General features: G+C 68.3%; 24 protein-coding genes. 16 read left to right on the top strand and 8 right to left on the bottom strand.

Annotated elements, in window-relative coordinates:
* Positions 1-7: 7 nt before the first annotated feature.
* Positions 8-652 (bottom strand): hypothetical protein, encoded by a 645-nt coding sequence (locus JC881_RS25555; protein ID WP_198788513.1) that lies wholly within the window; start codon positions 650-652, stop codon positions 8-10.
* Positions 653-655: 3 nt separating this feature from the next.
* Positions 656-967 carry a phosphopantetheine-binding protein gene (locus JC881_RS25550; RefSeq protein ID WP_042578247.1) on the bottom strand — a complete coding sequence of 104 codons (312 nt, stop codon included), beginning with the start codon at positions 965-967 and terminating at the stop codon, positions 656-658.
* A gap of 364 nt (positions 968-1,331) precedes the next feature.
* On the opposite strand from JC881_RS25550, the gene JC881_RS25545 reads away from it, so the two are divergent.
* On the top strand, positions 1,332-2,846 hold the full coding sequence (locus tag JC881_RS25545; RefSeq protein WP_198788512.1) for a helicase HerA-like C-terminal domain-containing protein: 1,515 nt from the start codon (positions 1,332-1,334) through the stop codon (positions 2,844-2,846).
* 58 nt (positions 2,847-2,904) lie between these two features.
* Entirely contained in the window at positions 2,905-3,612 is a 708-nt protein-coding gene (locus tag JC881_RS25540) for a Crp/Fnr family transcriptional regulator (RefSeq protein ID WP_198788511.1), read from the top strand.
* Positions 3,613-3,634: 22 nt separating this feature from the next.
* On the opposite strand, the gene JC881_RS25535 is transcribed toward JC881_RS25540, so the two are convergent.
* The 3 genes from JC881_RS25535 to JC881_RS25525 form a co-directional block, all read right to left on the bottom strand.
* Positions 3,635-6,004 carry a DUF6351 family protein gene (locus tag JC881_RS25535; protein ID WP_198788510.1) on the bottom strand — a complete coding sequence of 790 codons (2,370 nt, stop codon included), beginning with the start codon at positions 6,002-6,004 and terminating at the stop codon, positions 3,635-3,637.
* Positions 6,005-6,128: 124 nt separating this feature from the next.
* Positions 6,129-6,770 carry a DUF1109 domain-containing protein gene (locus JC881_RS25530; RefSeq protein ID WP_198788509.1) on the bottom strand — a complete coding sequence of 214 codons (642 nt, stop codon included), beginning with the start codon at positions 6,768-6,770 and terminating at the stop codon, positions 6,129-6,131.
* Positions 6,767-7,357 (bottom strand): sigma-70 family RNA polymerase sigma factor, encoded by a 591-nt coding sequence (locus JC881_RS25525; protein ID WP_198788508.1) that lies wholly within the window; start codon positions 7,355-7,357, stop codon positions 6,767-6,769. The genes JC881_RS25530 and JC881_RS25525 overlap by 4 nt, the downstream gene beginning before the upstream one ends.
* A 113-nt stretch (positions 7,358-7,470) precedes the next feature.
* Here JC881_RS25525 and JC881_RS25520 point away from each other — a divergent pair, with 113 nt between their 5' ends.
* The 14 genes from JC881_RS25520 (at position 7,471) to JC881_RS25455 (ending at position 20,439) form a co-directional block, all read left to right on the top strand.
* Positions 7,471-7,890, top strand: coding sequence for a hypothetical protein (locus JC881_RS25520; protein WP_198788507.1), 420 nt, complete (start codon positions 7,471-7,473; stop codon positions 7,888-7,890).
* A gap of 25 nt (positions 7,891-7,915) precedes the next feature.
* A complete protein-coding gene (locus tag JC881_RS25515; protein ID WP_198788506.1) occupies positions 7,916-8,383 on the top strand; it encodes a DUF6152 family protein in 468 nt (155 codons plus the stop codon).
* Between the two features lie 94 nt (positions 8,384-8,477).
* Positions 8,478-9,827, top strand: coding sequence for a GTP cyclohydrolase II (locus tag JC881_RS25510; protein ID WP_198788505.1), 1,350 nt, complete (start codon positions 8,478-8,480; stop codon positions 9,825-9,827).
* A complete protein-coding gene (locus tag JC881_RS25505; RefSeq protein WP_198788504.1) occupies positions 9,824-11,233 on the top strand; it encodes a URC4/urg3 family protein in 1,410 nt (469 codons plus the stop codon). The genes JC881_RS25510 and JC881_RS25505 overlap by 4 nt, the downstream gene beginning before the upstream one ends.
* A gap of 39 nt (positions 11,234-11,272) precedes the next feature.
* Positions 11,273-11,902, top strand: a complete 630-nt coding sequence (gene upp, locus JC881_RS25500; protein WP_198788503.1) for a uracil phosphoribosyltransferase — start codon at positions 11,273-11,275, stop codon at positions 11,900-11,902.
* Positions 11,903-12,084: 182 nt separating this feature from the next.
* Positions 12,085-13,086 carry a BMP family protein gene (locus JC881_RS25495; protein WP_198788502.1) on the top strand — a complete coding sequence of 334 codons (1,002 nt, stop codon included), beginning with the start codon at positions 12,085-12,087 and terminating at the stop codon, positions 13,084-13,086.
* Positions 13,087-13,094: 8 nt separating this feature from the next.
* Entirely contained in the window at positions 13,095-14,042 is a 948-nt protein-coding gene (locus tag JC881_RS25490; RefSeq protein WP_198788552.1) for a 5'-methylthioadenosine/S-adenosylhomocysteine nucleosidase, read from the top strand.
* Positions 14,043-14,178: 136 nt separating this feature from the next.
* The gene (locus JC881_RS25485; protein WP_198788501.1) at positions 14,179-15,762 is read left to right on the top strand and encodes an ABC transporter ATP-binding protein; all 1,584 of its coding nucleotides are present in this window, start codon (positions 14,179-14,181) and stop codon (positions 15,760-15,762) included.
* Complete coding sequence (locus tag JC881_RS25480) at positions 15,762-16,826, top strand: ABC transporter permease (RefSeq protein WP_198788500.1); 1,065 nt, start codon at positions 15,762-15,764, stop codon at positions 16,824-16,826. The genes JC881_RS25485 and JC881_RS25480 overlap by 1 nt, the downstream gene beginning before the upstream one ends.
* Positions 16,823-17,746, top strand: coding sequence for an ABC transporter permease (locus JC881_RS25475; protein WP_198788499.1), 924 nt, complete (start codon positions 16,823-16,825; stop codon positions 17,744-17,746). Before JC881_RS25480 ends, JC881_RS25475 begins: the two co-directional genes overlap by 4 nt.
* A 1-nt stretch (position 17,747) precedes the next feature.
* Positions 17,748-18,200, top strand: a complete 453-nt coding sequence (locus JC881_RS25470) for a hypothetical protein (protein WP_198788498.1) — start codon at positions 17,748-17,750, stop codon at positions 18,198-18,200.
* Positions 18,201-18,223: 23 nt separating this feature from the next.
* Positions 18,224-19,504 carry an amidohydrolase family protein gene (locus JC881_RS25465; protein ID WP_198788497.1) on the top strand — a complete coding sequence of 427 codons (1,281 nt, stop codon included), beginning with the start codon at positions 18,224-18,226 and terminating at the stop codon, positions 19,502-19,504.
* A 4-nt stretch (positions 19,505-19,508) separates the two neighbouring features.
* A complete protein-coding gene (locus tag JC881_RS25460) occupies positions 19,509-20,012 on the top strand; it encodes a GNAT family N-acetyltransferase (RefSeq protein WP_198788496.1) in 504 nt (167 codons plus the stop codon).
* 22 nt (positions 20,013-20,034) lie between these two features.
* Positions 20,035-20,439, top strand: coding sequence for a GFA family protein (locus JC881_RS25455; protein WP_198788495.1), 405 nt, complete (start codon positions 20,035-20,037; stop codon positions 20,437-20,439).
* Here the strand turns inward: JC881_RS25455 and JC881_RS25450 are convergent.
* From JC881_RS25450 to JC881_RS25440, 3 genes are read right to left on the bottom strand one after another with little or no spacing between them, the layout of a single operon-like run.
* Positions 20,408-20,980, bottom strand: coding sequence for a GNAT family N-acetyltransferase (locus JC881_RS25450; protein ID WP_198788494.1), 573 nt, complete (start codon positions 20,978-20,980; stop codon positions 20,408-20,410). The genes JC881_RS25455 and JC881_RS25450 overlap by 32 nt on opposite strands.
* A gap of 19 nt (positions 20,981-20,999) precedes the next feature.
* Positions 21,000-21,437, bottom strand: coding sequence for a DUF3574 domain-containing protein (locus JC881_RS25445; protein WP_198788493.1), 438 nt, complete (start codon positions 21,435-21,437; stop codon positions 21,000-21,002).
* Positions 21,438-21,455: 18 nt separating this feature from the next.
* Positions 21,456-22,193 (bottom strand): CatB-related O-acetyltransferase, encoded by a 738-nt coding sequence (locus tag JC881_RS25440; RefSeq protein WP_198788492.1) that lies wholly within the window; start codon positions 22,191-22,193, stop codon positions 21,456-21,458.
* Positions 22,194-22,199: the final 6 nt, after the last annotated feature.

The following is a 22,199-nucleotide window of genomic DNA, read 5'->3' as shown; positions in this document are numbered from 1 at the left end:
GCCTGTGTCACCGGGGGCCGGCGCCGTTGTCGATCGTCGAGGCGCCGTAGAAGGCGCGCACCGCATCGACCAGGCGCGTGCGCTCGAACTCGGGGTGCAGCCTGTAGCGGACCAGGTGCTCGCCCACGAAAAGAAGCGCCACCGACACCGGCGACAGCACATTGGCCAGCAGCGACCAGGCCGAGAACGGCAGCGTCAGGTAGACCACGATCGAGGACACGACCACCACCGCGAAGTACGCGGTCCAGACCTGCGTGAGATGCGTCGTGTAGGACAGCATGTGTCCCTTGAGCGGATGCACGCGCTGCGCGAACTGCGTGATCAGCGGCAGCCCGCGGCCGCGCAGCGTGGAGCCGAACCAGCCGCACAGCGCGCCGTTGATGCCCACGTGCTGCAGCACATAGAGACGGTTCGGATCGCCCGCTTCACCCAGGAAGACGAGCGCGAAGCCGCCGATGCCCAGCGCCAGCGCCGCGGCAAAGCCCCAGCGGCCGAACCAGCTGGCCGCAAAGCCCATGGCCGCCAGCCACAGCGGGCCGAGCAGCACCACCACCGCCCATGGCTCGGTGGCGTGGAACAAGGTCATCCAGTGAGAGAGGCCGGCATAGGCCACTCCCACCAGCAGCAGGAGCGCCAGTCGCCATCGTGACATGGGTCAGGAAGCGCTGCGATGCTGGGCGACGTGGGTCGCGAGCGTGCGCAGCGACTGGAAGATTTGCTGGTTGCGCTCGTCGTCCGAGCGCAGCTGGAAGCCGTAGCGCCGCGAGACTTCGAGCGCGACTTCGAGGATGTCGATGGAATCGAGACCCAGGCCTTCACCGTACAACGGATCGGTGGGAACGATGTCCTCGGGTGCAACCTCGAGATTGAGGGCGTTCACGAGCAGTACGGCGAGTTCTTTTTCGATCGGCGACTGTTCTGACGCATCGCCAGTGGCGGGAATGGGGGGCTGAGCAGTCGATGACAAAAAAACCTCCTGAAAACTTTTTCCTGAACCTTCGTGCGGCCGTGGATTATAGGAGTGCGGCTTGGGGCCTGTTCACCCTGTGCAAGGGGGTCGCGTTGCTTCGCAAAGGGGCTGGCTGCAAGGCGCCCGCGCGCAGCAAGGCTCGTGCCTTGCAAGTGCGGGCAACGCCGCAGACATCCCCTTTGCGAAGCAACCCGCAGGGAAGCTCGCCACAGCCCGCCCCTCGGCGTTGCGTTCCTTGTGCGTGCGGACGCACGCACGGCGTCACGCGCCTTGATGGGCGGGCTGTGGCGAGCTTCGCGACCCCCTTGCACAGGGTGGACAGGCCCTAGACTACCCGCTTCGATACGACCCGGAGCCTCTCATGGCAGACCCCCTTCTGATCGCCCGCCACGACAGCATCGAGTGCGCCCTCCTCCCCAGCCTCGCCAACCGCCATGGCCTGATCACCGGCGCCACCGGCACCGGCAAGACGGTCACCCTGCAGACCATCGCCGAGAAGCTCTCCAGCATCGGCGTGCCGGTGTTCATGGCCGACGTCAAGGGCGACCTGACCGGCATCAGCCAGAAAGGTGCCGTCGGCGAGAAGCTGGCGGCCACGCTGAAGGAACGCGGCATCGACGTGCCCGAGCCCTCCGCCTGCCCCGTCACGCTCTGGGACGTGTTCGGCGACCAGGGCCACCCGGTGCGGGCCACCGTCTCCGACATGGGCCCGCTCCTCCTGGCCCGCATGCTCGACCTGAACGAAACCCAGGCCGGCGTGCTGAACCTGGTGTTCAAGATCGCCGACGACAACGGCATGCTGCTGCTGGACCTGAAGGACCTGCGCGCGATGCTGCAGTACGTGGGCGAGAACGCCAGCCAGTTCACCACGCAGTACGGCAACATCAGCGCCGCCAGCGTGGGCGCCATCCAGCGCGGCCTGCTGCAGATCGAGACCCAGGGCGGCGACAAGTTCTTCGGCGAGCCGATGCTCAACATCGCCGACTTCATGCAGACCGTGGGCGGCAAGGGCGTGGTCAACGTGCTGGCGGCCGACAAGCTGATGAATTCGCCGCGCCTGTACGCGACCTTTCTCCTGTGGATGCTGTCGGAGCTGTTCGAGCAACTGCCCGAAATCGGCGACCCCGACCAACCGAAACTCGCCTTCTTCTTCGACGAGGCCCACCTGCTCTTCAACGAGGCGCCCAAGGCGCTGGTGGAGCGCATCGAACTGGTGGTGCGGCTCGTGCGCTCCAAGGGCGTGGGTGTGTACTTCGTCACCCAAAACCCGCTGGACATTCCCGACACGGTGCTGGCCCAGTTGGGCAACCGCGTGCAGCACGCGCTGCGCGCCTTCACCCCGCGCGACCAGAAGGCTGTGAAGGCGGCCGCCAGCACCATGCGCCAGAAGCCGGGCCTGGACATCGAGACCGCCATCACCGAACTGGCGGTCGGCGAGGCGCTCGTGAGCTTTCTGGACGAAAAGGGCCGCCCGAGCGTGACCGAGCGCGTGTTCGTGCTGCCGCCGGGCAGCCAGCTCGGCCCGATCACGCCCGAGCAGCGCAAGGCGCTGATCGCCAATTCGCTCGTCGCCGGCGTGTACGAGAAGACGGTGGACCGCGAATCGGCCTACGAAAAGCTCAAGGGCCGCGCCGAGTCCGCGCCCGACGCGCCCGCGGCCAAGGCGCAGGTGGGCAAGGCGGCCGAAGAGTCAGGCTCGGGCATGGGCGGCATGCTCAACGACATGATCTTCGGCAGCACCGGCCCGCGCGGCGGCAAGCGCGACGGCCTGGTGCAGACCATGGCCAAGTCGGCGGTGCGCACCATGGGCACCTCGGTGGGCAAGGAGATTCTGCGCGGCGTGCTCGGCGGGATCTTCGGCAGCAAGAAGCGCTGAGGCCGGCAACACACGCACGCAACGCCACGCACGCAACGTCAAGTAAGCGACGCACTGCATGTCCACCAGCAAGCTGCCGGACAGCGAAGTCAACCAGTTCTGGGAGCGCTGCATCTGGCCGCGCGTGCTCACGCAAAGCGAGCGCGAGGTGGTCTACAAGGCGCTGTTCACCCGCGAGCACGGCCCCGGCGAATTCGTCTGCCAGCGCAACGAGATCGCCGACAGCTGGATCGGCGTGATCCGCGGTTTCTTGCGCGTGCAGGACACCTCGGCCGATGGCAAGCCGGTGATGTTCACCGGCGTGGCCACCGGCGGCTGGATCGGCGAAGGCTCGCTGCTCAAGGTCGAGCAGCGCAAGTACGAGATCGCCGCCACGCGCCCGACCACCACGCTGCACCTGCCGCGCGACACCTTCGCGTGGCTGCTGGACCGCAGCGTGCCCTTCAACCACTTCATGCTGTCGCACCTGAACGAGCGGCTGAGCCAGTTCATCGCCACGGTGAAGTTCGACCGGCTGCTGGAGCCCACCGCCCGCGTGGCGCGCGGCATCGCGAGCCTGTTCCATCCGGTGCTCTATCCGAACACCGATGCCACGCTGCAGATCAGCCAGGAAGAAATCGGCTGGATGGTGGGCGTGTCGCGCCAGCGGGTGAACGCGGCGCTGCACGAACTCGAAGCGGTGCAGCTCATCAAGACGGGCTACGGCTACATCAACGTGCTCGACAGGCAGCGCCTGTCGAGGTTTCCGAACAACCAGCCGGGCTGAAGCTCAGCTGAGGCGGCGTGGCTTAGAACGCCATGGACACAGGCGCGGCCGGCAGGTCCTGCCCGCCGGGGCCGTTGCGGAAGGTGGTCGGCGTCCACGGCACCTGCCCCACGCCCGGCTTGCTCCAGTTGCACACGCCATCGGGGAACGTCGCCTGCAGGCGAACCTGCTGGCCGCCCGTGAAGCGGATGCCGGCGTAGTCGGCCGATGCGAAATCGATCGGCTTCAACTGGCACTTGAACACGTCTTCCGACAGCGGACCGCCCGACACGATGCGCACCGACTCGTAGGGCCTGACCGGGCACGCGGAGGTGGTGAAGCCGACGTCCACCAGTTCGGCATTGGTCATGCCCGCGGTCGCGAGGCAAAGATCGACCGCGTCGGAAGGCTTGTTCTTCACGACCTTCTTTTCCTTCGCGTCGCTCGAGGTGTCGGCCTCCATCGCGCTCAGCCAGCGGTCCATCATGAGGAAGGCCTGCTTGGTCAGCGCCACGCCGGTGCCGGCCGCGCTCGCGAGCACCACGTGGTTGTCGTGCCCGCCGTTGCCCGCATCGAGGCGCGCGCGCTGCTCGAAGGTGCGCCAGGCCATGTGGATGTCGGCGCCCAGCTCGGGACGCAGATCGATGATCGGCACCTTGGCGAGGTTCTTCGCGTAGCTCACGAGGCCGCTGCGGTAGAGCGCGGTCATCGCGCTGGTCTGCGCACGGGCGCGCACCGCGGGAATGACGGCCTTGTCGCCCGACCAGACCATGTCCGCATCCCAGCTGCCGATGCCTTCGTTGAGCGCGACGAACTCCTCGGGCGTGATCGCGCCGGAGCGCAGCGCTTTCAGCCCGTACTGCACACCCGCGTTGTCGTAGGGCAGGTTCGGCACGGTGTTGCCGTTCAGCTCGGTGGTGCCCAGGATCGCGGTCATCACGTCGTGGATCGTGCAGCGCACGCCGTTGGGCCGCAGCACCGGGTCGTACACAAGGGCGGCCGGAAAGCCCGGGCCGCAGTTGGGGGCCTGCACCGGGTTCTGCGGCGCGAGGAACGAATAGACCCACATGGTGCAGTAGTCGGCCGTCGGATGGCCCTCGATGGCCGCCCGCGCCGCCAGCGACAGGCCCGCGCCCGGACCGGTGCCGTAGTAGCGCCAGAGGTTGCCGCAGTCGCGCGTCTCGATCCAGGTGGTGACCGCGTCCGGGTAGCTGTAGCCGGTCTGCAGGCCATCGAGCAGGCCCGGCATCACCGAGGCCGGCACGGTCTGCATCATCGAGCCGCCCGAGCCGCCGTCGGACATGGTGAAGCGGATCTCGCCGTAGGTGTCGACGATGTGCTCCTTGACCATCATGATGTTCTCGGTCGCCAGGAACTCGTTGTTGTTGTCGTTGTGGTTCGTCAACTGCGAATTGACGGTCATGAAGCCGGCGCGCAGCGCGTTGTCGTCGAAGAGCGCCGTGCCCGGGTTCTGCTGGAAGCGGTTGCCCGAGGCGGAGGCGCCCATCTTCCAGAGCACCTTGCCGTTCCAGCCCTTCTGCGGCTCCCACGGCGTCCAGGGCTTGGCGGGGTCGAAGTACACCGCCACCTGGTACTCGCTGCGGCCCATGGTGCCCAGCTCCACGCGCAGCAGGGCCTTCACGGTGTCGCCGCGGTCGGTGGTGAAGTTGGCGATGTCGGCGTCCTTCGGGCGCTTGGCGGGGTCGTACTGCACGAAGCAGGCGTAGGGGCCGAAGGGCTGCTGGCCGCAGTCGGTGCCTTCCTTGGCCTTGGGCTGGTAGTAGTAGGTGTAGACGGTCGGCGCATTGCAGTCGGCATCGACGGGGTCGGCGTCCAGGCCGCTCACCTGCGTGGTCACGCTCGCCGAGAGGCCGGTGCCGGGCACCGTGACCGTCGCGACCGAACCCGCCTTCGTCGCGCAGATCCACGGCTGCACGGGCGTGCCCGCGAAGATGTTGCCGCCGCGGGCGAAGTTCTCGATGGCGAGCTTCGCGCCGGTCTTCGTGGACTTGAGCGTGGCGGTCAGCGTGTTGCTGCCCACGCGAAGCCCGGTCACAGTGCCGAGCACGCGGCCGTTGGCGCGCAGGGCGAAGGCGGAAGAGATGTCCTTGCCGTCCAGGTCCACCGCGAGGTCGAGCGCGCTCTTGCCCTCGGGCAGCGTGATTTCGACATAGGCATCGCCGTCGCTGATCATGTCGGCGCGGTTCGACAGCGTGCGGATCTTCAGCTCGCCGGTGGCCTGCACCGGCGGCCCGTCGCCGGGCGGCGGGTTGGTCGTGGGCGGTGCGTTGCCCGATGGCGGCACGATCGGCGCGAAGCCGCTGCCGCCGCCCCCGTCGCCGCCGCAGTTGATGAGGGAAGCCAACACACACAGGCCCAATATCCTGAGCCCCGCCCGGTAGATGTCTCGCATCGTGTCTCCTTCGTTATTTGAGGAAAAAGCGACGCGATTCCACTACTTTCGTTTTCCGCGGACTGTTATGGGAACGACATTTCAGCCCCGACTAGGGTTTGTCCCACGCGGGGACACCAGGGGCCTACCAGCGCAGCAGGCGGGGCCCGAGCGCAGCACCGACCAGCACCGGCACCGCGATCCCGCTCACGTACCAGACCGCCAGGAACGGCGCGGTGAGTTCCATGCAATGCAGCGCATACACCGCAGCGCCGACGCCGCCCGCAAGCGCCCCCGCCGCGGCACCCGCGAGCGCGGGTTGCGTGGGCGCGAGCCCCTTGAGCGCCACCAGCGTGGCCGCGAAAACCGGCAGCGCCATCAGCCCGATGCTGGCCGCGCAGATGCGCCACGACTGCCCCATGAGCGAGGGCATCTGGTCCTCGGCCGGCATGGTGAACCAGGCAACGACGGCCAGCGTCCAGATGCCCAGCACCGGCAGCATCGCGCCGGCCCAGGCATGCCGCACCGCGACGCCCGGCCGCGCGAGCCGTTGCACCATCACGAACCCGGCCGCCGCGATGCACAGCGGAAACAGCACCTTGACCCAGAACATCGGCCAGAACATGGCCTGGACCAGGTCGCGCCGCAGCCCGTATTCGGCGAACAAAATGACGAAGGACAACGGCACGCCCGCCAGCAGCGCCAGGCCCAGGCGCCGGCTCGTCGCGCGGCGCGGCGCGGCGACAGGGCCGTTCGCGAGCATCGCGACCAGGTCGTCGGTCTTCATGCGGCGGCACTCCAGGTGTGGCCGAAGCGCGCGGCCAGGGCTTTCAGCCCGCGGTGGATGCCCACCTTCACCGCCGACTCCGACATGCCCGTGAGGCTTGCGGTCTCGGCGACCGAGAGGCCTTCGATCTTCACGTGCACGATGGGCAGGCGCTGGCGCTCGGGCAGCGTCTGGAGCAGGCCGCCCAGGTCGCGCTTCGCGTCGCTCGCCTCGGTGGCCGACTCGGCGAACACCGCGAGGTCGTCGTCCAGCGGGTCATGCAAATCTTCGCGGACGGACTTGGCGCGCAGCAGGTCGATCATCTTGTAGCGCGCGATGGCGTGCACCCAGGCCGTCAGCGGCTGGTCGCTCTGGTAGGTGTGGCGCTGGTTGTGCATGGCGAGCAGGCATTCCTGGACGAGGTCTTCCACTTCATCGGGCCAGCCAAAGAGGCGCTTGCCCAGAAAGGCGCGCAGATGCGCGCTGAGTTTCTGCAGGAATTCGCGGTAGGCCTTCGCGTCGCCATCCAGGCCCCGAAGGAACAGGCTCCGCAGCGCCGCTTCCGCGTCGCTCATCTGCATCCTGCTACCTTCAGTGGTTCGTGCCATCGGGCTGGCTGGTTACAGCCTGGTCGAAAAATAGTGCGTTCGATTGTGCCGTGACACGGAAAGTGCCAGCGCCCGCAAGCCCTTCGCCCCGCACCTTGGGCTAAGCTGCGCCGATGTTCAGCGGACTCGTCTCGCACCCCTGGGCCTATCCGGCGCTGGAGGTGGCGCACATCGTGGGCATCGCGCTGCTGTTCGGCGGGCTCTTCGTGTTCGAGCTGCGCGCGCTGGGCATGGGGCGCGAGCTGCCCGCGCCGCTGCTGGCGCGCCTGACGCTGCGCCCCGCCCTCGCCGGCTTCGGCCTGTGCGCGGTCACCGGGCTCACGATGTTCTCCGGCCAGCCCGACGAGCTGCTGGCCAACACCGCGTTTCGCATCAAGATGCTTTTGGTCGCGCTGGCCGGCGCCAACGCGGCGCTCTTTCACTTTCGCAGCGGCGTCGCGGCGCTGGACCGGTTCGCCCGGGTGCAATGCCTTCTCTCCTTGGGGTTTTGGCTCGCTGTCATCATCTGCGGGCGCTGGATCGCCTACCTCTGAACCGCCTCACATGAAGGAGACCGAGATGATGCAAAGACGCCTCTTCGTTGCCACCTCGATGGGCCTCGCGTTGCCCGCCTGGGCCCACCATGGATGGAGCAGCTTCGACCAGGAGCGCCCGCTGTACCTGGAGGGGCGCGCGACCAAGGTCATGTGGCGCAACCCGCATGGCGAGCTAGAGCTCGAGCTCTCCGACAACCCCGCGCTCCCCGCCGACCTGAAGCAACGCGCATTGCCGAAACAGTCGACGTCCGTCGACGGCCCCGCGCTCCTGGCCAAGGCGCAATTGCCGACGCGGCGCGACCGCAAATGGCAAGTCGAGCTCGCACCCCTCACGCGCCTTGCGGCCTGGGGCGTGGAAGAGATCAAGCCCGGCACCCAGGTGGGCGTGCTCGGCTTCACCTTCACCGGCGAGAAAGGCGATGCGGTGCTGCGCGCCGAATACCTGTTCGTCGGCGGCAAGACCTACGGCCTGCGCTCATCGCCGGCCTGAGCGCGACGCGCCGTTGGATGACAGTGGGGCATGGTCCGCCCCGGCTTGCCAGCCGCACGCGTGATCGGTACATTGCATTTTTTGAGGGCCTGCAATGTCCGTAGATAGCACCGAGATCCCTTCCGCACTCCCGGCTGGCACCGCGTCTCTTTCGCCCCTTTTGCCCCTTTCGCCTGTGCAGCCCGTCCCGCCGCTGCACCCCTCCTCCTCGACCGGCCACATCCGCCTGACCTCGCATGCCGGCGGCTTCGGCGCGCTGCCGATCCAGTGGGGCGCGGCCACCGCCACCGAGCGCGGCCCCGTCGTCGGCACCACCACCAAGCGCGCGCACCGCAACGTCATCGGCACGCACAGCGGCTCGTACAGCGTGTACCGCGCGCTCGCGGTGGCCTCGGGCGCCCTGAAGCGCGAGCACAAGGCCGACCTCACCAACACCTCGCCCACCGACGTGATCGGCCCCTATCCGCAGTGGGGCGAGCCGGGCCGCATCGTCTCGCTCGACCCGTGGGGGGCGCTCGTGGCCGATGCGTTTTCCACCGAACTGGCCGCGGGCTACGACATCCGCCCGACCATCGCGATCACGAAGGCCCACGTGATCCTGCCGGAGGTGATCGAGGCGCTGCAGAGCGGGCGCCTGAAGGCCGACGGCCACTTCCTCACGGCGGGCGGCGCCGCGATGGTGACCAAGGCGGCCATCGAACCCGTGTGGTATCTCCCCGAGGTGGCGCGCCGCTTCGGTTGCTCCGAAACCGACCTGCGCCGCACGCTCTTCGAGGAGACCGGCGGCATGTACCCCGAGCTGGTCACGCGTTCCGACCTGGAAGTGTTCTTGCCACCCATCGGCGGGCAGACGCTCTACATCTTCGGCAACCCGCGCGACCTGGCCAACCCCGAGGTGGAGCTCACCGCGCGCATCCACGACGAGTGCAACGGCTCGGACGTTTTCGGCTCCGACATCTGCACCTGCCGCCCCTACCTCACGCACGCGATCGAGGAATGCATCCAGGGTGCGCAGCGCGGCGGCGTGGGGCTCATCGCGTACTCGCGCAAGGAAGGCCGGGCGCTGGGCGAGGTGACCAAGTTCCTGGTCTACAACGCCCGCAAGCGGCAGGTGGGCGGCGACACGGCCGACCAGTACTTCGCGCGCACCGAGTGCGTGGCCGGGGTGCAGGACATGCGCTTCCAGGAGCTGATGCCCGACGTCTTTCACTGGCTGGGCATCAGGAAGATCCATCGGCTCGTGTCGATGAGCAACATGAAGTTCGACGCGATCACCGGCTCGGGCATCGAGATCGGCGAGCGCGTGAACATTCCCGATGAATTGATCCCGGCGGACGCCCGCGTCGAGATGGACGCCAAGATGGCCGCCGGCTACTTCACGCCCGGCCCGGTGCCGGACGCCGAGGAACTGAAAAAGGCCAAGGGCCGCGGACTCACCGAATGACGACCAGCAACAACACCGACCCCCACATGCCCGTCGACGGTTCCGGCAGCCTGCCGGCCGGCGGCGCGGGCAAGGTCGACCCCTCGATCGAATTCACCGCGGACACCGCTCACCCGGCCGGCGCGGCCTCGCTGCTGCGCACCACCGCCGCCATCCGCCAGCGCGCGGGCGCCCTGCTGGCGCGGGCGCGGCGCGGCGAATCGCAGTGGTTCCGCATCGGCAGCGACGACGCGCTCGAAGACGCGGCGCGCACCGTGGCCGAGGTCACGCGCGAGCGCTATCCGTGGGACACCATCCCGTACCACAGCCGTTGGCGCCACTTCGAGGCCGGCGGCACCGATCGCCTGAAGCAGCTCGACCAGCTGTTGGGCAAAGGCATCGACGCCCGGCAACGCGCCCGCGCACACATCGACCTCGTGCTGGTGAGCGTGCTGCTCGATGCCGGCGCCGGCCCCGACTGGCACTACACCGAACCCGCCACCGGCGAGCGCTACACGCGCTCCGAAGGCCTGGGCGTGGCGAGCTTCCATGCGTTCACGAGCGGGCTCTTTTCGTCCGACCCCGACCATCCGCTGCAGGCCGACGCGGCCGGCCTCAAGGGCCTCGTGACCGACCGGCTGGGCGATGCCTTCCAGGTGAGCGACGTCAATCCGCTGGTGGGTCTTTCGGGCCGCGCCACGCTGCTGCGCCGGCTCGGCGAGGCGATGAGCGAGCAGCCCGAGACCTTCGGCAACGACGGCCGGCCCGGCCGCCTGTTCGATGCGCTGGTCGGCCCTTATGGCCCCGCCGCGCCGCCCACGGCCGAGATCACCGCGCACCAGATCCTCTCGCTGCTGCTGGAGACGCTCTCGCGCATCTGGCCCTCGGCCAATGCGGTGGACAGCATCGCCATCGACGGCAGCGACAGCGCCGGCGGTATCGGCTCGGGCGACCCGGCGCTCGCGCTGGGCGACTGCTGGCGGCACAGCGCGGTGCGCGGGCCGGGGCTCACCAATGGCTGGATGCCCTTTCACAAGCTCTCGCAGTGGCTCACCTATTCGCTGCTCGAACCCTTCGAATGGGCGGGCGTGAAGGTGCGCCACCTCGATGCGCTCACCGCGCTCCCCGAATACCGCAACGGCGGGCTCCTGATCGACAGCGGCGTGATCGTGCCGAAGGACGCGGCTTTTCTCACCCGCCGCTGGAAGGCCAGTGACGAGTTCATCGTCGAATGGCGCGCGCTCACCGTGGCGCTGCTGGACGAGGTCGCGCCGCGCGTGCGCAAGGTGCTCGACCGCTCCGAGGAGGAGCTGCCGCTGGCCTGCGTGCTCGAAGGCGGCACCTGGGCGGCGGGCCGGGCATTGGCACAGCGCTTGCGAGACGGAGCGCCACCGCTCCTGATCGAGAGCGACGGCACCGTCTTTTAGACTCGCGGGTTCACTTTTGCAACGCCAGAAAAAATTCCAATGAGCAACGTCCACCTCGTCGACCACCCCCTCGTCCAGCACAAGCTCACGCTGATGCGCCGCAAGGACGCCTCCACCAACAGCTTTCGCCGGCTCCTCAATGAAATCAGCATGCTCATGGCGTACGAGGTCACGCGCGACATGCCGATGCAGGACATCGAGGTCGAAACCCCGCTGGAGACCATGCAGGCCAAGGTCATCGACGGCAAGAAGCTGGTGCTGGTGTCGATCCTGCGTGCCGGCACCGGCATCCTGGACGGCATGCTGACGGTGGTGCCGGGCGCCCGCGTCGGCCACATCGGCCTGTACCGCGACCCCAAGACGCTCACGGCCGTCGAGTACTACTTCAAGATGCCCGGCGAGATGGAGAACCGCGACGTGATCGTGGTCGACCCGATGCTGGCGACCGGCAACTCGGCGGTGGCCGCGGTCGAGCGGCTGAAGGAGCTGAACCCGAAGTCGATCAAGTTCGTGTGCCTGCTCACCTGCCCCGAAGGCGTGGTGACGATGCAGAAGGCGCACCCGGATGTGCCGATCTACACCGCGGCGATCGACCGCGAGCTGAACAGCCACGGCTACATCCTGCCGGGCCTGGGCGACGCGGGCGACCGCATCTTCGGCACGAAATAGGCTCGCCCCCAGGCTTCGCGCACTTCGTGTCGCTTCGCCAACCCCCTACCGGGGGCAACACCTGAGGCCCGGCGAAGCCGGTTCCTCGGTGTTTACTGGAAGGGGCCCGCCCGCTGCGGAGGCCGGTTGGCGGGCATGGGGATTGCAGGGCTGGTTCTTTCATTTCAATCGAGGAGAAGACCGTGACAGCACGCCGTCAGTTGATCATTCGTTCCGTCGCCATCGCCGCAGCCCTCGCGGCCGGGGCGCCGGGCATCGCGTTTGCGCAGGCCAAGCTCAAGGTGGCGGCGGTTTACACCGTGCCGTTCGAGCAGCAATGGGTGGGGCGCATCCACAAGGCGCTCAAGGCCGCCGAGGCGCGCGGGGAGATCGAATACAAGGCCACCGAGAACGTGAGCAACGCCGACTACGAGCGCGTGATGCGCGAGTACGCGACCGGGGGCAACCAGCTGATCCTGGGCGAGGTGTTCGGCGTGGAAGCGGCGGCGCGCAAGGTCGCGAAGGACTTTCCGAAGGTCGCATTCCTCATGGGCTCGTCGCTCAAGCCCCAGGCGCCGAACTTCAGCGTGTTCGACAACTACATCCAGGAGCCCGCGTACCTGAGCGGCATGGTGGCCGGCGGCATGACCAAGAGCAACCGCATCGGCATGGTCGGGGGCTTTCCGATTCCCGAGGTCAACCGGCTGATGAACGCCTTCATGGCGGGCGCCAAGGAAACGAATCCGAAGGTGGAATTCAGCGTGAGCTTCATCAACAGCTGGTTCGACCCGCCCAAGGCCAAGGAAGCGGCCTTCGCGATGATCGACAAGGGCGCCGACGTGATGTACGCCGAGCGCTTCGGCGTCTCCGATGCCGCCAAGGAAAAGGGCAAGCTCGCCATCGGCAACGTGATCGACACGCAGAGCCAGTACCCCGACACGGTGGTCGCCTCGGCCCTGTGGAACTTCGAGCCTTCGGCCGATCGCGCGATCAAGCTCGTGAAGGAAGGCAAGTTCGCGGCCGAAGACTACGGCGTCTATTCGCAGATGAAGCACAAGGGCTCGGAGCTCGCGCCGCTCGGCACTTTCGAAAAGAAGGTGCCGGCCGACGTCGTCGCGAAGGTGAAGGCCAGGCAGGCGGACATTCTCTCGGGCAAGTTCACCGTGAAGGTGGACGACTCCCAGCCGAAGTCGACCGCTAAATGAGCAAGCCGATGACGATGCGCTGGCGCACTCTTCTCGCGGCCGGCGTGCTGGCCCTCGGCGCCACGGGCTGCGTCGGTGTCTACAAGGGCACCGGCGCGAGCATCAACAGCAGCACGCGGCTGGACGACACGCCGCGCATCGCGGTGATCTCCGCTTTCGAGCCCGAGCTCAAGCTGCTGCTCGCGCGCCTGCAGGGGCCCGCCAGGCACAGCGTGAACGGCGTCGAGTTCACCACCGGCACGCTGGAAGGCAAGCCGGTCGTGCTGTTCCTCTCGGGCATCAGCATGACGAACGCGACGATGAACACGCAGCTCGTGCTCAACCGCTTTCGCGTCTCGAGCATCGTGTTCAGCGGCATCGCGGGCGGCGTGAACCCGTCGCTGCACGTGGGCGACGTGACGGTGCCCGCGCAATGGGGCCAGTACCTCGAAGTGCTGATGGCGCGCGAAACCGCGCCCGGCAAATACACCGCGCCGCCCTTCATCAAGGACGCCACGTTCCCCAACTTCGGCATGGTGCATCCGCGCCCGGTCGAGGTCCGCTCGGCCGCGAAGCCGGAGATCGAGCGCAAGTTCTGGTTCGAAGTCGATCCGAAGATGCTCGAGGTGGCCCGCAGCATCCGCACCGTCGACCTGGCCAACTGCAGCGCCGGCAAGTGCCTCACGCGCAAGCCCCAGCTGGTGATCGGCGGCAACGGCGTCTCGGGCCAGGCCTTCATGGACAACATGGCCTTCCGCCAGTACACCTTCAAGACCTTCCAGGCCAACGTGCTCGACATGGAAACCGCGGCCGTGGGCATGGTGGCCTACAGCAACGGCGTGCCCTATATCGCCTTCCGCTCGCTCAGCGACCTGGCGGGCGGCGGCGGCGGCGAGAACGAGATGGGCACCTTCATGGGCATCGCTGCGGACAACTCGGCCAAGGTGATGCTGGCGTTCCTGGCTGCGTGGAAGTGAACCCGCCTTGGCTCCCTCCCCCGCTGGGGGAGGGTTGGGGTGGGGACAAGCGGCCTTTGATTGATCACGGTGGCGTGGCGAACGCCGCTTGCCCCCATCCCAGCCTTCCCCCAAAGGGGGAAGGAGCAAGACTTTCATGACCGCCACGACCGTTCTTCGTCTTCAAGGCATCACCAAGCGCTTCGGCACCCTCGTCGCAAACGACGCCATCTCCCTGGACCTGCAGGCCGGCGAAGTGCTCGCGCTGCTCGGCGAGAACGGCGCGGGCAAGTCCACGCTGATGTCGATCCTGTTCGGCCACTACGTCGCCGACGAGGGCGGCATCGAGGTGTTCGGCGCGCCGCTGCCGCCGGGCAACCCCAAGGCCGCGCTCGCCGCGGGCGTGGGCATGGTGCACCAGCACTTCACGCTGGCCGACAACCTCACCGTGCTCGACAACGTGATGATGGGCACCGAGCCGCTGTGGCGCCTGGTGTCGCGCCGTGCCGCGGCGCGCGCCAAGCTGCTGGATGTGGCGCAGCGCTTCGGCCTGCCCGTGCAGCCCGACGCGAAGATCGGCAGCCTCTCGGTCGGCGAACGCCAGCGCGTGGAAATTCTCAAGGCGCTGTACCGGGGGGCGCGCATCCTGATCCTGGACGAGCCGACCGCCGTGCTCACGCCGCAGGAGAGCGAGGCGCTCTTCGCCACGCTCGCGCAGATGGTGGCGCAGGGGCTCTCGGTGATCTTCATCAGCCACAAGCTGGGCGAGGTGCTGCGCGTGTCGCAGCGCATCGCGGTGCTGCGCGGCGGCAAGCTGGTGGCCGAGGCGCGCACCGCCGACACCACGCAGGCGCAGCTCGCGCTGTGGATGGTCGGGCATGCGGTCGAGGCGCCGCAGCGGCGGCCCGCCAGGACGGTGGGCGATGCGGTCTGCGTGCTCGACCATGTGAGCACCGCTGCGGCTAAAGACGGCGGTCAGGACCGGCTGCGCGAGGTGTCGCTGACGCTGCGCGCGGGCGAAATCACCGCCATCGCGGGCGTCTCGGGCAACGGGCAGGTGGCGCTCGCGGAACTGCTCTGCGGCACGCGCCGCGCCGTCGCCGGCACCGCGCAGTTGATGGGCCGCGCGCTGCCGCCCTCGCCCGCCCGGCTGGTGCAGCGCGGCGTGGCGCGCATTCCCGAAGACCGGCATGCGGTCGGCGTGGTGGGCGACCTGCCGGTGTGGGAGAACGCGGTGTCCGAGCGGTTGCGCAGCCCGGTGTTCTCGCGCTGGTCGGTGTTCGTGCGGCGTGCGGCGGCGCGGCTGCATGCGCGGCGCATTGAAAAAGCATTCGACGTGCGCGGCGCGGGCCTGATGTCGCCGGCGCGTTCGCTCTCCGGCGGGAACATGCAGAAGCTGATCCTGGGACGCGCATTGCTCGCGCCCGAACAGGTGGAAGAAACCAAAGGAAGCGACAACAAGAAATACCCGAACCGCGCCCCGCGCCTGATCGTCGCGCACCAGCCGACCTGGGGCCTGGACATCGGCGCGGTCGCCTACGTGCAGCAGCAGCTCATCGCCGCGCGCGATGCCGGCGCGGCGGTGCTGGTGATTTCGGACGACCTCGACGAAGTGCTCACGCTCGGCGACCGCGTGGCCGTGATGCACGGCGGCCACCTCGGCGAAGCGCGCCCGGCCGCGGCGTGGACGCGCGAAGCCATCGGCCTCGCAATGGCCGGCGCCACGAAAGGCGCGCCATGATGCGGCTCGAACGACGCCACGAAACCTCGCGCGCCGCACTGGTGCTGGCGCCCATCGGCGCGGTCGTGTTCACCATGGCGGTGAGCGCGCTGCTCGTGCTGTGGGCCGGCGCGCCGGTCGGCCGCACCTACGCGCTGCTGCTGCAGGGCGGCTTCGGCTCGGTGTTCGCTTGGAGCGAGACGCTCACGCGCGCGATCCCGCTGATCCTCACCGGCCTGGCCGCGACGGTCGCCTTCAAGGCGCGGCTCTTCAATATCGGCGCAGAGGGGCAGCTGTTCGCGGGCGCCCTCGCCGCGGTGGCCGTGGGGGGCATGCACGGCGGCACGGGCTTCGAGCTGTCGACCTGGGTGCTCTTCCCGCTGATGATGCTGGCCGCCGCCGTGGCCGGCGCCCTGCTGCTGCTGGGTCCCGCGCTCATGAAGAACAAGCTCGGCGTGGACGAGGTGGTGACGACGCTCCTGATCAACTTCATCGTGCTGCTCGGCGTCTCCGCGCTGCTCGACGGGCCGATGAAGGACCCGACCGCCATGGGCTGGCCGCAGAGCGTGTCGCTGCAGTCCGATCTCGAACTGGGCAAGCTCATCGCCCAGACGCGCGTGCACACCGGGCTGCTGTGGGCCGTGTCGCTCGCGGTGATCGTGTGGGCGATCTTCAAGTACACGGTGCTGGGTTTCGACATCCGCGCAGTGGGCGCCAATGCGCGCGCCGCCGCGTTCGCGGGCGTGCCGGTCACGCGCACCGTGGTGATGGTGGCCCTGCTCTCGGGCGCGCTGGCCGGGCTGGCGGGCGCCATCGAGGTGGCGGGCCGCACGAGCTACGTCACGCTGGACATGTCGCCGGGCTACGGCTACACCGGCATCGTGATCGCGATGCTCGCCGGGCTGCACCCGCTGGGCGTGATCGCCGCGGGCGTGTTCGTGGCCGGCGTGCTGGTCGGCGCCGACACCATGAGCCGCGCGGTGGGCGTGCCGACCTACATTGCGGACGTGCTCGTCGCGGCCTCGCTGATCGCAGTGCTGGTGGCGACGCTGCTCACGCAGTACCGCGTGCGGATGACGAAATGACCGACCTCCTGGACATCCTCGCCAACCCCGCCTTCTGGGTCGCGGTGCTGCGCATCGCCACGCCGCTCATCCTCGGCACGCTGGGCGTGCTGCTGTGCGAGCGCGCGGGCGTGCTCAACCTGGGCATCGAAGGGATCATGGTCGCGGGCGCGTTCACCGGATGGCTCGCGGTGTATGCCGGTGCGCCGCTGTGGGTCGGCGTCGGCGTGGCAGCGCTCACGGGCATGGTGTTCGGGTTGCTGCACGCGTTCCTGACCGTGGGGCTTGCGCTCTCGCAGCACGTCTCGGGCCTGGGCATCACGCTGCTGGCGACGGCGCTCAGCTACTTCGGCTACCGCGTGAGCTTTCCGAAGGTGAACACGCCGCCGACCATCACGCCCTTCGCGCCGATGGAGTGGCTCCCCGTGCCCATCCTCAACGCGCAGACCGCGCTCACGCTGTTCGCGCTGCTGCTCGTGCCCGTGGTCGGCTGGGTGCTGTACCGCACGCCGCTCGGCCTGGCGCTGCGCATGGTCGGCGAGAACCCGCAGGCGGCCGAGAGCCAGGGCGTGTCGGTCGCGGCCACGCGCACCGGTGCCATCGTCGCGGGCTCGGCGCTGATGGGCGTGGCGGGCTCGTTCCTCACGCTCTCGGCCTTCAACGCCTTCTTCTTCAACATGGTGAACGGCCGCGGCTGGATCTGCGTGGCGCTGGTGGTGTTCGCCTCGTGGCGGCCGGGCAAGGCCCTCCTGGGCGCGCTGCTGTTCGCGTTCTTCGACGCGCTGCAACTGCGGCTGCAACAATCGGGCGACGCCGTGCTGCCCTACCAGCTCTACCTGATGCTGCCGTACCTGCTGTCGATCCTCGCGCTGGTGCTGGTGGCGCGCAAGGCCAGCTATCCGCAGGCGCTGATGAAGCCGTACCGCAAAGGGGAACGTTGAGATGATGAAGACGACTGCTGCACTCCTGCTCGCCGCACCGCTCCTATTCGGCGGCACCGTCGCGCAGGCCCTCGGCAGCGACTACAGCTACGACACCTTCAAGACGCCCGACTCCGTGAGCTGGGTGCAGCTGTGCGGCACCTGGGGGAAGGACCACCAGGGCACCTACCGCGTGGTCCATGCGGACCAGTACGCGCAGTCATTCCTCTACGTGCAGTGGATGACCCGCGATGCCAACGGCGGCCTGCACGCCGAGCACACGGTGGCCATCGCCGAACTCGACAACGACCACGCGGAAATCGCGCTCACCGACATCACCTGCCGCGCCACGCCGCGCGGCATCGTGGTGACGGCCAAGGCCGACTCGGGGCACGACGACAAGCTGCGGCGGGTGACGATCGAGGTGGGGCCTGCGGCGGGGCAGTACCGGTATCGGGCGCAGCGCACGCGCTGAAAGACAGTCCAGGAACTCACACGATGCTCGACCTCCTCATCACCAACGCCACCCTCCCCGACGGCCGCACCGGCATGTCGATCGCCGTGCAGGACGGCCGCATCGCCGAGGTCACCGAAGGCCTGGATGCGCCGGCGCACGAGAAGCTCGATGCGCAAGGCCTGCTGCTCGCGCCGCATTTCGTCGACCCGCACTTCCACATGGACGCCACGCTGAGCTACGGCCTGCCGCGCGTCAACGAGAGCGGCACGCTGCTCGAAGGCATCGCGCTGTGGGGCGAGCTCAAGCCGCTGCTCACCGCCGATGCGCTGATCGAGCGCGCGCTGGCCTACTGCGACTGGGCCGTGGCCAAGGGCCTGCTCGCGATCCGCACGCATGTGGACACCAGCGATCCCAGCCTGCTCGCCGTCGATGCGCTGCTCGAGGTCAAACGCCAGGTCGCGCCCTACATCGACCTGCAACTGGTCGCCTTCCCGCAGGACGGCGTGCTGCGCTCGCAGGGCGGAGTCGAGAACCTCGTGCGGGCGCTCGACAAGGGCGTGGACGTGGTCGGCGGCATTCCGCATTTCGAGCGCACCATGGCCGACGGTGCCGCCAGCGTGAAGCTGCTGTGCGAGCTGGCCGCCGAGCGCGGCAAGCTGGTGGACATGCACTGCGACGAGTCCGACGATCCGCTCTCGCGCCACATCGAGACGCTGGCCTTCGAGGCGCAGCGCCTGGGCCTGCAGGGCCGCGTGACGGGCTCGCACTGCACCTCGATGCATTCAATGGACAACTACTACGTGAGCAAGCTCTTGCCGCTGGTCGCGCAGAGCGGCGTGGCGGTCATCGCCAACCCGCTCATCAACATCACGCTGCAGGGCCGCCACGACACGTACCCGAAGCGCCGCGGCATGACGCGCGTGCCCGAGCTCATGGCGGCCGGCGTGAACGTCGCCTTCGGCCACGACTGCGTGATGGACCCCTGGTACGGCATGGGCTCGGGCGACATGCTCGAAGTGGCGCACATGGGCCTGCACGTGGCGCAGATGACGAGCCAGGCCGGCATCCGCCAATGCTTCGAGGCGGTGACGTCGAATGCGGCGCGTGTGATGCATCTGGAGAACTACGGCATCGCGGCCGGCTGCGACGCGAGCTTCGTGCTGCTGCAGGCGTGCGATGCGGTCGAGGCGATCCGGCTGCGTGCGACGCGGCTCAAGGTGTTCCGCAAGGGCAAGCTGCTGGCGGAAACGCCGGCGGCCACGGCGACGCTGCATCTGCCGGGGCGGACGCAGGCGACCAGCTGGATGAATCCCAAGGCCTGAGTCCATGCAGGGCTTCGCTTTCCGGCCGATGCAGGCGTCCGACCTGCCGCTGCTGCGCGAATGGCTGGGCCGGCTGCACGTGACCGAGTGGTGGGGCCCCGCGCCTTCGCAGGCGGAGGTCGATGAAGACTACGCGCCGATGCTGTCGCCGGAATCGACCGACCGTGCCTACATCGCCCTGCTGGACGGCACGCCGATCGGCTACATCCAGTCCTACGTCGTCATGGGTTCGGGCAACGGCTGGTGGGAGGACGAGCGCGATCCGGGCGCGCGCGGCATCGACCAGTTCCTCGCGCATGCCCACCAGTTGAACCGCGGCCTCGGCAGTGCCATGGTCCGCGCATTCGTGGACCAGCTGTTCGAGGACCCGGCAGTGACGAAGGTGCAGACAGACCCTTCACCGACCAATCACCGCGCGATCCGCAGCTACCTGCGCGCCGGTTTTCATGAACAGGGCGAAGTGGCCACGCCCGATGGCCCGGCCCTGCTGATGGTGCGAACCCGATGAATCATCCCTGGAGACAAACGACATGAAAGTCCACGGCAGCTGCCATTGCGGCCAGATCACCTACGAGGCCGACGTCGATCCCGACAAGGTCAGCCTGTGCAACTGCGCCGATTGCCAGGTGCTCTCCGGAACGGCCTATCGCGTCTCCGCGCCCGTACCGGCCGAAAACTTCCACCTGCTGACTGGCGAGCCCAAGGTCTACGTCAAGACCGCCGAAAGCGGAACGCGCCGCCGCCAGAGTTTCTGCGCGCACTGCGGAACGCCGATCGCTTCGAGCCCCGACATCGATCCGCCGCCCGCCTACTCGCTGCGCATCGGCAGCATCGCGGAGCGCGACCGGTTGCCGCCGCAGAGGCAACAGTGGTGCCGGTCGGCGCTCGGCTGGTCGCAGGACCTCAGCGGGCTGCCGGCCCAGCCGACCCAGTAGCCAGGGCCGATCCGCCACCTTCGAGGTCGCACCACATGTGCACCTTGGCCAGCAGCGCGCCATCGAGCGCAATGGCCATCGGCTCGATGCCGAAGACCTGGAAGCCGCAGTTTTCGTAGAGCGTCTGCGCGGGCGCATTGCCCTCGGTCACCGTGAGCTGCACCAGCCGCAACCCGCCGTGTGCGCGTGCATGGTCGAGCACCGCCTGCACGAGCCGGCGGCCGAAGCCCGCGCGGCGCGCCGACGCCATCACCGACATGCCGAACAGCGTGGCCTTGTGGCGCGCGCGCTCGCGGTCCTCGAAGCTCAGGCCCGCGGCACCGACCAGCGCGCCCGCGTCGTCGAATGCACCGAAGACCACGCTCGGCGCATCCGCCTCGGCGCCCAGGCGCTTCTCCCACCAACTCAACGGCAGGCTTTCGCGCTCACCGACCGTGGAGGTGAAGGCACTGGGATGCGTGGCGTAGGCATCGAGCATCACGGCGCGGTAAGCGGCGGCATCCGCGGCTGTCAGGCGACGGACGATGTTGCTGTCCTTCACGGTGTTTTCTTGAAGATCTTCAAAAGCGGACACAGACGGATTGCCTTTCCTGCAGCACCGCTTCCTGGCCGAAATTCTTGCGGTACGTGTCGATGATGTTGGCGATGGCGGCGTCGTCCTTCGCGTTACGCGGATGCAGCAGCACGACGAGCTTGGAAGGCTCGCGCACCACGCCGCCCGAGGCACCGCGCCACTGGCCGACGGCGTCGAGCACCGTGAGGCCTTGCGGGAACGCGGGGGTCACGGTGGTGTCGAGGAAGCCGCTCCACTGCGCGTCCGACACTTGCCCACCCGCCGGTATGGCACGGCCGAAGAAGAGCGTGTCGCGTTCGAAGGCATCGAAGCCGGGGCCGCAAGCGCCGCCGGCCGTCGATGCGGAAGGCATGGCGCCGCAGCCTGCGAGCGCGCCGATCACGACGGCGGCGAATGCCAATCGGGCACGGGAAATATTTGTCATCGCGTTCGCCCTCACCGATCAACCCGGTCGAAAGAGCAGCGGCGCGGGCGCCCCTTCTTTTTCCGGCGTACCGAAATCGAGCAGGCGCCACCCCGGCTCCCACCGCTGCACGCGCCCCTCGGCGATGGCGGCTTCGAGCACGGTCTGGGCTTCTTCCGGATGCTGCCAGTCGAGCGCCAGGGCGCGCAGGTCCCAGTCCCACCACGGGCAGGCCCGGATGCGTTCGATGAGCGCATCCGGAAAGCGCTGGCGGATCACGCGCGCCGGCACGCCGCCGACGATGGTGAACGGCGCCACGTCCTTGGTCACGATGGCCCCGGCGCCGATCACCGCGCCATCGCCGATGGTCACGCCGCCGCGGATGCTCACGCGCGACCCGATCCACACGTCATGCCCGATGTTCACGCTCGAATGCGACCAGAACCCGCCGACGGATTGATGCCGGTAAGGCTCGGGAAAATTCGGCGCGAAGCTCAGCATGTGCGTGGTGAACCAGTCGGACGGGTGGTCCGACAGCACCTGCACGCCGTCGCCGATCGAACAGTAGCGCCCCACATGCACCGCGTTGAGCGCAGCGCCCGGCGAGAGCGTGGTGTACGCGCCCAGCGACCCGCCGATGACGCGCACCGCATGCCAGATGCGCACCGGCGTCTCGAAGCGGAACGGTATCGACAGCTGGACACACGCCGAAAGGAACAACCCGTGTTCCTCCAGGCCCGTGGAAAGCTCGGGGGTGATGGTGAGGTTCTTGTCCATGGGCGG

It is taken from the genome of Variovorax sp. IB41 (genome assembly GCF_016405905.1).
Lineage (GTDB): Bacteria > Pseudomonadota > Gammaproteobacteria > Burkholderiales > Burkholderiaceae_C > Variovorax.
This window is presented reverse-complemented; position numbering and strand designations above follow the sequence as displayed.